General features: G+C 62.8%; 7 protein-coding genes. 1 reads left to right on the top strand and 6 read right to left on the bottom strand.

Translation table 11 applies throughout. From position 1 onward, the window contains the following. Nucleotides 1–168: 168 nt before the first annotated feature. Nucleotides 169–420 carry a hypothetical protein gene (locus LPA36_RS28835; protein ID WP_228883924.1) on the top strand — a complete coding sequence of 84 codons (252 nt, stop codon included), beginning with the start codon at nt 169–171 and terminating at the stop codon, nt 418–420. 62 nt (nt 421–482) lie between these two features. On the opposite strand, the gene LPA36_RS28830 is transcribed toward LPA36_RS28835, so the two are convergent. The 6 genes from LPA36_RS28830 to LPA36_RS28805 all read right to left on the bottom strand — a co-directional run bounded on the left by LPA36_RS28830 (nt 483) and on the right by LPA36_RS28805 (nt 6,791). Beyond that, a complete protein-coding gene (locus tag LPA36_RS28830) occupies nt 483–860 on the bottom strand; it encodes a c-type cytochrome (protein WP_228883923.1) in 378 nt (125 codons plus the stop codon). 175 nt (nt 861–1,035) lie between these two features. Beyond that, nucleotides 1,036–2,889 carry an LVIVD repeat-containing protein gene (locus LPA36_RS28825; protein WP_228883922.1) on the bottom strand — a complete coding sequence of 618 codons (1,854 nt, stop codon included), beginning with the start codon at nt 2,887–2,889 and terminating at the stop codon, nt 1,036–1,038. A 127-nt stretch (nt 2,890–3,016) separates the two neighbouring features. Then, nucleotides 3,017–4,057 carry a porin gene (locus LPA36_RS28820; RefSeq protein WP_228883921.1) on the bottom strand — a complete coding sequence of 347 codons (1,041 nt, stop codon included), beginning with the start codon at nt 4,055–4,057 and terminating at the stop codon, nt 3,017–3,019. A 231-nt stretch (nt 4,058–4,288) separates the two neighbouring features. Continuing rightward, nucleotides 4,289–5,326, bottom strand: coding sequence for a porin (locus LPA36_RS28815; RefSeq protein ID WP_228883920.1), 1,038 nt, complete (start codon nt 5,324–5,326; stop codon nt 4,289–4,291). Nucleotides 5,327–5,409: 83 nt separating this feature from the next. Next, a complete protein-coding gene (locus LPA36_RS28810; protein ID WP_228883919.1) occupies nt 5,410–6,366 on the bottom strand; it encodes a 2-hydroxyacid dehydrogenase in 957 nt (318 codons plus the stop codon). Further along, entirely contained in the window at nt 6,363–6,791 is a 429-nt protein-coding gene (locus tag LPA36_RS28805) for a VOC family protein (protein WP_228883918.1), read from the bottom strand. Before LPA36_RS28805 ends, LPA36_RS28810 begins: the two co-directional genes overlap by 4 nt. Between the last annotated feature and the right edge of the window lie 172 nt (nt 6,792–6,963).

The raw sequence follows: 6,963 nt of genomic DNA, 5'->3' as shown, positions 1-6,963 counted from the left end.
GGGGGCGACAGCGGTTGTGTCAAACTTTATTGTTTTTGTACCCGCATCAGTGCATCGCCAACCCTCTGATTTTATTGAAGACGCGGTGTCAAACTATATTGTTCGCTCACAAATACGCGTTTCGAATTCGCAGAGCCGCAGCCGTCGAGCGACGGCGCAAAAATCGCATTGTGCGAAACCGCTCGCAAACGGCCGGCGTCGGTGATTTTTCCGGTGTTGAGCGGCGACGCGATCGACTACAGCTGCGAAGAAACCACGGCAAAAGGCGTGAAGCACTACTGGCGTTCGGTGTGGCTCTACGATTATGGCGTGTCGCTGCCGCTCGATACCGACGATGACGAAGGCGTCACAAGATTCGAACTCAGGTCACTCACGATCACCCCCGCGGTTCGGCCTGCGACTGTTTCCTCGGCTCCGTAACAGGCACGAGGCAACCGGACGACGCGTGGGTTCTAAATCCCGCGCGTCGCATCGATCAGGCGTTACTGCATCTTGTGCGACGACGCATCGGCAGTCGGCGCCGCCGGTTTTGCCGGATGCTGATTGAGACTCAGGATCCAGTGTGCGAACCGGTCCGCGTCCGCCGCGGAGATCGCGTTGGGTGGCATCTGCGCCGTGCCCCATTTGCCCGTGCTGCCTTCCATCATGCTCTTTTTCAGCTTCGCCACCGCGTCCGCGTCGTTGCCGTAGCGCTCGGCGATCGCACGAAAGGGCGGGCCGATCTTCTTCGTATCGAGCGTGTGGCACGCGCGACAGGTCTCCTCGCTGGATGAGCGCGCCGTTCCATCCGCTGCCCACGCATTCGCACTCGCAACGCCGAAGAAAACCGTGGCACAAGCCAGCAGCAACGTGACTTTCACTTTCAACTCCTGCAAATAAAAAAAGACCTGCCGCACGCATGACGCGAGGGCAGGGCAAAGCGCCTTGAATTCAGGCTGACGTGGAAACGAGGCAATCTGGGCTGACTCGCGTCATCGCTCAAACGAACACAGGGTTCGATCGAAGGATGACGCTGTGCACACGCTCAAGGCACGCTTAACGCGCCGGCCACGGCTTTGCAGCCGGACCCATTACCGGTTTGCCGAGCAGCGGCGTCGAGAGCGCGTACGCTCCGTTTTCCGTGAAGGCCCAGATGATGTTGCGGTCGTATTCCGTGTAGATCGCGAAGACGCCCTTACCCAGCGTATAGCTTGGCAGTTCGGTTTCGTCGGCGAGCGCCGGGACGAAGTAACCCGCAATCGTCGGCTTTTCCGGATTCCGGACGTCATAGATCTGCACGCCCGCGTTATAGAACGAATACGGCACGATGCCCTGACGCCAGCCGCCCGGCTGACCGATCGCGTTCGCCCGCTTCGGCCCGAAATTGCCGCCGCGCTGGCAGAAGCTCGTGTACGACGCGCCTTCGGGCGGCGTCGGACGTGGCAGCGTGGTCGCCACCTTCATGTGCGACGGATCGCGCGCATCGACTACGAAGATGTCCTTGTACGGCTCGTAGCAGTCGCGGTTCATCGGATAGCCGTTCGTCAGAACGTACCCCGTGCGCGCGTACTGGCTGACGTCCGCGTTGTCGTACTCGGTGCCGGCAAAACTCGGCGGCGTGTTCACGTGGCCGAGCACCTTCGGATTCGCCGGCGCGGACAGATCGAACGAATAGAGACCGAGACCCCCCATCGCGCCAAAGCCGATCTTGCCGCCCGCTTCGAGCGGCTTCGGCAGGAACACCGGAATACGCGAACCCATCCACGACGTGCGGTTGCCCGCGCGCGGATTCATCAGGTACGCCTGTTCGTCTTCGGGCTTGCCGAGAATCTGACCCGGCACGGAGAACTGCGACACGAACTTCGGATTCGCCGGATCGGACATGTCCCACACCTGGTAGCCCGGCGAGTACAGATAGTTCGGATATTCGGTCAGGCCGTACGTGTCGTCCGGTGCGGACGACAGGATCATGTATTTGCCGCCGTAGTACTCGGGTGCATCGAGTGAGCCCGAACCCTGCTGCTGGCCGATGGGCGCATCGGGGTGTTTGTAGTCGGTCGTGCGGGTCGCGAGCAGTTCCCACTGGCTCGGCAACGGTCCATTCATCGCGAAGACCTTGAAGCCTTTCAGCGAGTTGTAGTGGCGTTGCGCGGCGACCTTGTCGGGCTGCTCGGACTTGTCGGTCATGAGGCCATAACGGCCAATTTCGAACGACGCGACGAGCACCGGCTTGCCGAGTTTTTTGTTCCAGGCGATGGTGGCGCCGCCGAGGTAATCCTGGACGTTGTTCGCATCGAACCGCTCGCTCGGACCCTTCGGACCCCAGACGCCGCCCGACGAGAACACGACCTTGCCATGCGCGGGATCGGTGACGTCCATGATGCGCAGATAGTCGCGGTCATGGATGTAGAGATAGCGGTGACCATCGAAATCGGCGACGTTATTCCATGCGTGGAACGGCGAGTCGACGCCCGGATAGAACGCCAGCACTTCGACGTTTTTGGTGAAGCTCTTCTTGTCCCACTTCGTCATTTCGCCGGGGAACGGCTGGCCCTTGTGCACTTCGGGTGTGGCCTTCGGCCAGACGAACTCGCCGGTTGCCGGGTCCATCCCGTAGTCGACACCGGGCTTGAGCGGCGCGGGCGCGCGATCGGGCGTCAGGCTCAGCCACGCAGCGAGATACGGGTCCTGAACCCTCGGCTTGCCCGGCGTGCCCTGCGCGACGGGCGCAGCAGGTGCAGCAGGTGCGGACGCGGGCGTGGTTGCGGCCGCCGTCGTGGACGTCGCGGACGCGGCGGTAGCACCGGCCGCCGGCTGCGCGGTTTCCGCGGTGGTACACGCCGTCATGACGAGTACCGAGAGCGCGGAACTGGTCGCGAGGGCGAGTCTGAAATTTCGCTTGCGAAGCATGGCTTCCTCCTTGTTATGGTGAGTCTCACGCACGAGCGGCCGTCGTGGCCCGCGAAGCGCGCGCCCGGCCCGACAAAAAAACGCGGGCAGGGCAATACGTTTTTGTTCGAATCGAAATGAACCGGAATCAGAACGCGTGACGGATACCGAGCTGGAAGCCAGTCGGGTTCTGTCCGCCGTTCGGGTACACCTGGAACGTGACCGGGTACGGCACCGGCACGTCATGCTGATGCTTCACGTGCGCAAACGTGGCATACAGGTCCGTGCGTTTCGACAGCCCGTAAAGGTAGCCGAGCACCACACCGTTTGCGCTCGCGATTTCCGTATTGTTGTCATCATGACGGTGCACGTAGCTGACGAACACGCGGTTACGGCCGTCGATGTTCCAGCGCGCGCCGATCTGCGCGTCCCAGCCCTGCGCGTTGAACGCCACATACGGCGGGTACGCGTAATAGCCGTTGTACGTGTGATAGATCACGGTCGGTTCGAACCCGCCAAAGCGGTACACCGCCGAGAAATAGTTGTCGCGCGACGAATGGATCTGCGATGCGCTGAAGATGTCGCGGGTGTACTGCAGTTCGCTGACCGCGCCGACAAACAGCGGACCGCGACGGAAGTCGATACTCGTGCTGAGGAAACGTCCTGCGCGTGTGCTGTCGCCGAGACCCGTCGTGTACATCACGCGGCCCGTGAAGCCGTAGAAGTTCGGCGTCTTGTACTGGATCGCATTGTCGACGCGGTACGACGCGTAGAAGAACTCCATGTTGTTGACCATACTGAAGTCGGCGGCCCAGCTCGGGTCGGCGTAACCGGCAATCCAGTACGACGGCGTGAACTGACGCCCCATCGTCACTTCACCCCAGTTGCCCTTCACCCCGACAAACGACTGGCGGAACTGCGCCGACTGCACACCCGTGTTCGCCGAGAACATCGGCTCGATCGTGAAGAACGCCTTGTTGCCGCCGCCCAGATCCTCGACGCCGCTCAGGTTGAAGCGCGAGTTGTTCAGGCCGCCGCTCGACATGCGGGTCACGTTGCCGCCGCTGCCGGAAGAAATCAGATGTTCGATGTTCAGGTCGACGAAACCGGACAGCGAAACGCTCGACTGAGCCTGTGCCCCAGCGCATGCGAGCAGCATGCAGGCGGACACGATTGCCTTCTTTTCCATGGATTCTCCAAACAATATCGTTCTTGTCGTATGCGAGAGGATGCTGCCGCGCAGAACCATGCTTCGACTGCCTGTTCAGCGGCGTCCGGTCAGTCCGGCTACCTGTGAAAACATCGTGTATACACAGACTGTGAAAAATTATACTCACGGCAAAAATTGAATTCCGAGCATTATTTTTTTATACAAAACAGCGATTTGGTTATAGCGGGAAGACCCGGATGGCCGTGTGCGTCAAAACGAGTGCCGGATTCCGGTCGCATAGGTCATTGCCGTGGCGTGTCCTGCGAGCCTGTCGTAGACGCCGAGCAGGTACACGTCGGTGCGTTTCGACAGGAAGTAGTCGAGGCCCGCCGTGCCCGTATTGCGGGACGATGTGACGCCCCGCGTCGCGCTGCGGTGTGTGTACGCCCATTCCGCGAGGATCGAGAACCGGCTGGTGAGTGGTAGCGCGAGACCGGCTTCGTACGTTTTCGTCGATATGTCGGTGGCGTCCGTGCGTGTGCCCTGCAGTGCGCCGTACAGCTTGAAGCGCGAGAAATCGTACGCGGCACCCGCGATATACGCGATCTGTGTCGGCGCCGCCACACCCGCGACCACGCGCGTACGTTGCACTGTCGCGACAGCCGTGAGCGATCCGTTCGCGTAGAGCGTCGACAGTCCCGCGTTGAACGTGCTGTCCGATCCGGCGATCCCGCCCGGCGCGAACACGGCCGTGGCCGTCAGGCCACTGAGATTGGGCGTGCGGTACTGGATCGCGTTGTTCCAGACCGTGTCGCCCGCGATCGCACCGCCGTACGGCGCGGTGAACGTCTGCATGACGAGCGGCGAAAACAGGATCGACGCCTGGAACGGATTGACGGCCTGTTCGGCGAGATACAGCAGATTGGTCTGCCTTCCCAGCGTCACGGTGCCGAACGGCCCCGCGATGCCGACATACGCATTGCGTCCCCACAACGGATCGGCGGAGGTTCTGCCGATACCTCCGTTCACCGGCTGAAAAAAGCTCTCCAGCGCGGCGACGACGCGATATCCGCCGCCGAGTTCTTCGGTGATGCGCAAGCCCCAGAACGGCGCGGTGAGCCCCGGGCTCTGTTCGGCGAAGCTGCGGGGCGGGCCGTCGCTGCGTTTCGTGCTGGCGACATCGAGCCCGACGAGCCCGTACAGCGTCGCCGACGATTCGGCTTCGGCGGATGGGCAGGTCATCATGGACACCGCAACAGCGGCACTGAAACGGCAGAGCGCGAGCGCGCGCGAGGATCGAACGTTCATGGGCGTTTTCCATCAGGACAGGGGCGCAACGCACGGCGCGGCGGCGGTCTGTGTCGAGGCCGCCGCGCCGCAAAGCGGGTGCCTCAGGGTGTGTGGACGGCGAATTCGACAGGCACGCCGCAGAAATGCTGCGCAAGGCTCGCGAGGAGCGCGTCGCGTTGCGCCGTGAGCGAGGCGGGCGAGCGGCCCGCGACATGCGGCGTCAGCAGCACGCTTTCGCAATGCAGCAGCGCGGCGGGCACCTCGGGCTCGCCTTCGATGACGTCGAGGCCCGCGCCGGCGATCTCGCCCTCGCGCAGCGCGTCGATCAACGCGGATGTGTCGAGCACCGAGCCACGCGAAATATTTACGACGTAGCCCGCGGGCCCAAGCGCCCGCAACACCGCGCGATTCACCAGATGCCGGGTCGCGGCGCCACCGGGGCACGCAATCACGAGGAAGTCGCTGGCGGCGGCGAGTTGCGTGAGATCGCTGTAGTGGCGATACGCGACAGCATCGTGCGGATGCCGCGTGTGATAACCGGTCTCCATCGAAAACGCCGTAGCGCGCGTGGCGATCAGACGCCCGATCCGCCCCATGCCGACGATGCCAAGCGTCGCGCCCGTCAGCGTCGGTCGTTCGTCGCGCGCGCTGCGCCAGCGGCCCGCGCGCACCGCTTCCGTTAGCGGCGCGTAGCCGCGCGCGAGCGCGAGCATGAAGCCGAGTGCATGGTCGGCGACGGTGTCCGCATTCGCGCCGGGCGCGTGCGTGACGACGATCCCGCGCCGCGCCGCAGCGGCGACATCGACGTTTTCATAGCCGGCGCCGAATGCGCAGACGATCTCGAGCGCGGGCAACTGCGCCATCTGCACGTCCGTGAGCCCGGTCGAGCCGTTGGTGACAACCGCGGTCACGGGTTGCGTGTGCAGCTGCTGGAATACCGTGAGCGTTGCGCCATCCGGGTGGTAGTGCAACGTGTACTCGCGCTGCAGCGCGTCCACGGTCGCCCCTGGCAGCGGAATCAGCGCCAGCACCTGGCGCCGTGTCGGGTGGGCACTCATGCCTGTGTATCGGGTTTCGCGGCGAGTGGCGCGACTTCTTTCACTGCGCCTTTCCAGCCGTTTTCGGTGATGTCGAACACGGTGCCGTCGGGCATCCGGTACTTCACTTCGTAGAACACGTTCGGATCTTTCTCGTGGCGTCCCGTCAGATACGTACCGCCCGCCGCGACCACGCGCGCCGCGGTTTCCTCGACGTTATCCACCCACATGCCGAAATGGATCACGCCGCGCACGTCCTTGAGGCCGGCGTAGCCCGGCACGGTTTCGTCGCGGAAATTCAGCAGCGCGACGTTCATCGTGCCGTCCGTCATATAGACGCCGCGCATCGCATTGCCCGCGCGCCACATGCCAAATGCCTGCTCGAAGAATTGCGCAGCCGCTTCGGGGTCTTCGACCGAAAGCGCGATGTGACGAAGCTTGTCCATGGTGTGTCCTCGAAGAAAAGTCGCGCCATCCGGCCGCGACGAAAAGGGAATGTCAGTCCGGATGCCACTGTGAAGCACGCATGTCCGAAACTTCACCAGGTATACTACGTATAATAAATGTATACACAAAGCTAATTTGATATACCAGAATGCGTCTCGTACACCGACCCCG

This window comes from Paraburkholderia saeva (genome assembly GCF_907164555.1).
Classification (GTDB): Bacteria; Pseudomonadota; Gammaproteobacteria; order Burkholderiales; family Burkholderiaceae; genus Paraburkholderia; species Paraburkholderia saeva.
The sequence above is the reverse complement of the archived record's forward strand: the minus strand, read 5'-3'. Positions and strand labels throughout refer to the sequence as shown.

What these genes read in the sequence shown, in the direction of transcription:
- LPA36_RS28825 (WP_228883922.1), bottom strand. Translation starts at nt 2,889, where the DNA reads ATGCTTCGCAAGCGAAATTTCAGACTCGCCCTCGCGACCAGTTCCGCG.
- LPA36_RS28820 (WP_228883921.1), bottom strand. Translation starts at nt 4,057, where the DNA reads ATGGAAAAGAAGGCAATCGTGTCCGCCTGCATGCTGCTCGCATGCGCT.
- LPA36_RS28815 (WP_228883920.1), bottom strand. Translation starts at nt 5,326, where the DNA reads ATGAACGTTCGATCCTCGCGCGCGCTCGCGCTCTGCCGTTTCAGTGCC.
- LPA36_RS28810 (WP_228883919.1), bottom strand. Translation starts at nt 6,366, where the DNA reads ATGAGTGCCCACCCGACACGGCGCCAGGTGCTGGCGCTGATTCCGCTG.
- LPA36_RS28805 (WP_228883918.1), bottom strand. Translation starts at nt 6,791, where the DNA reads ATGGACAAGCTTCGTCACATCGCGCTTTCGGTCGAAGACCCCGAAGCG.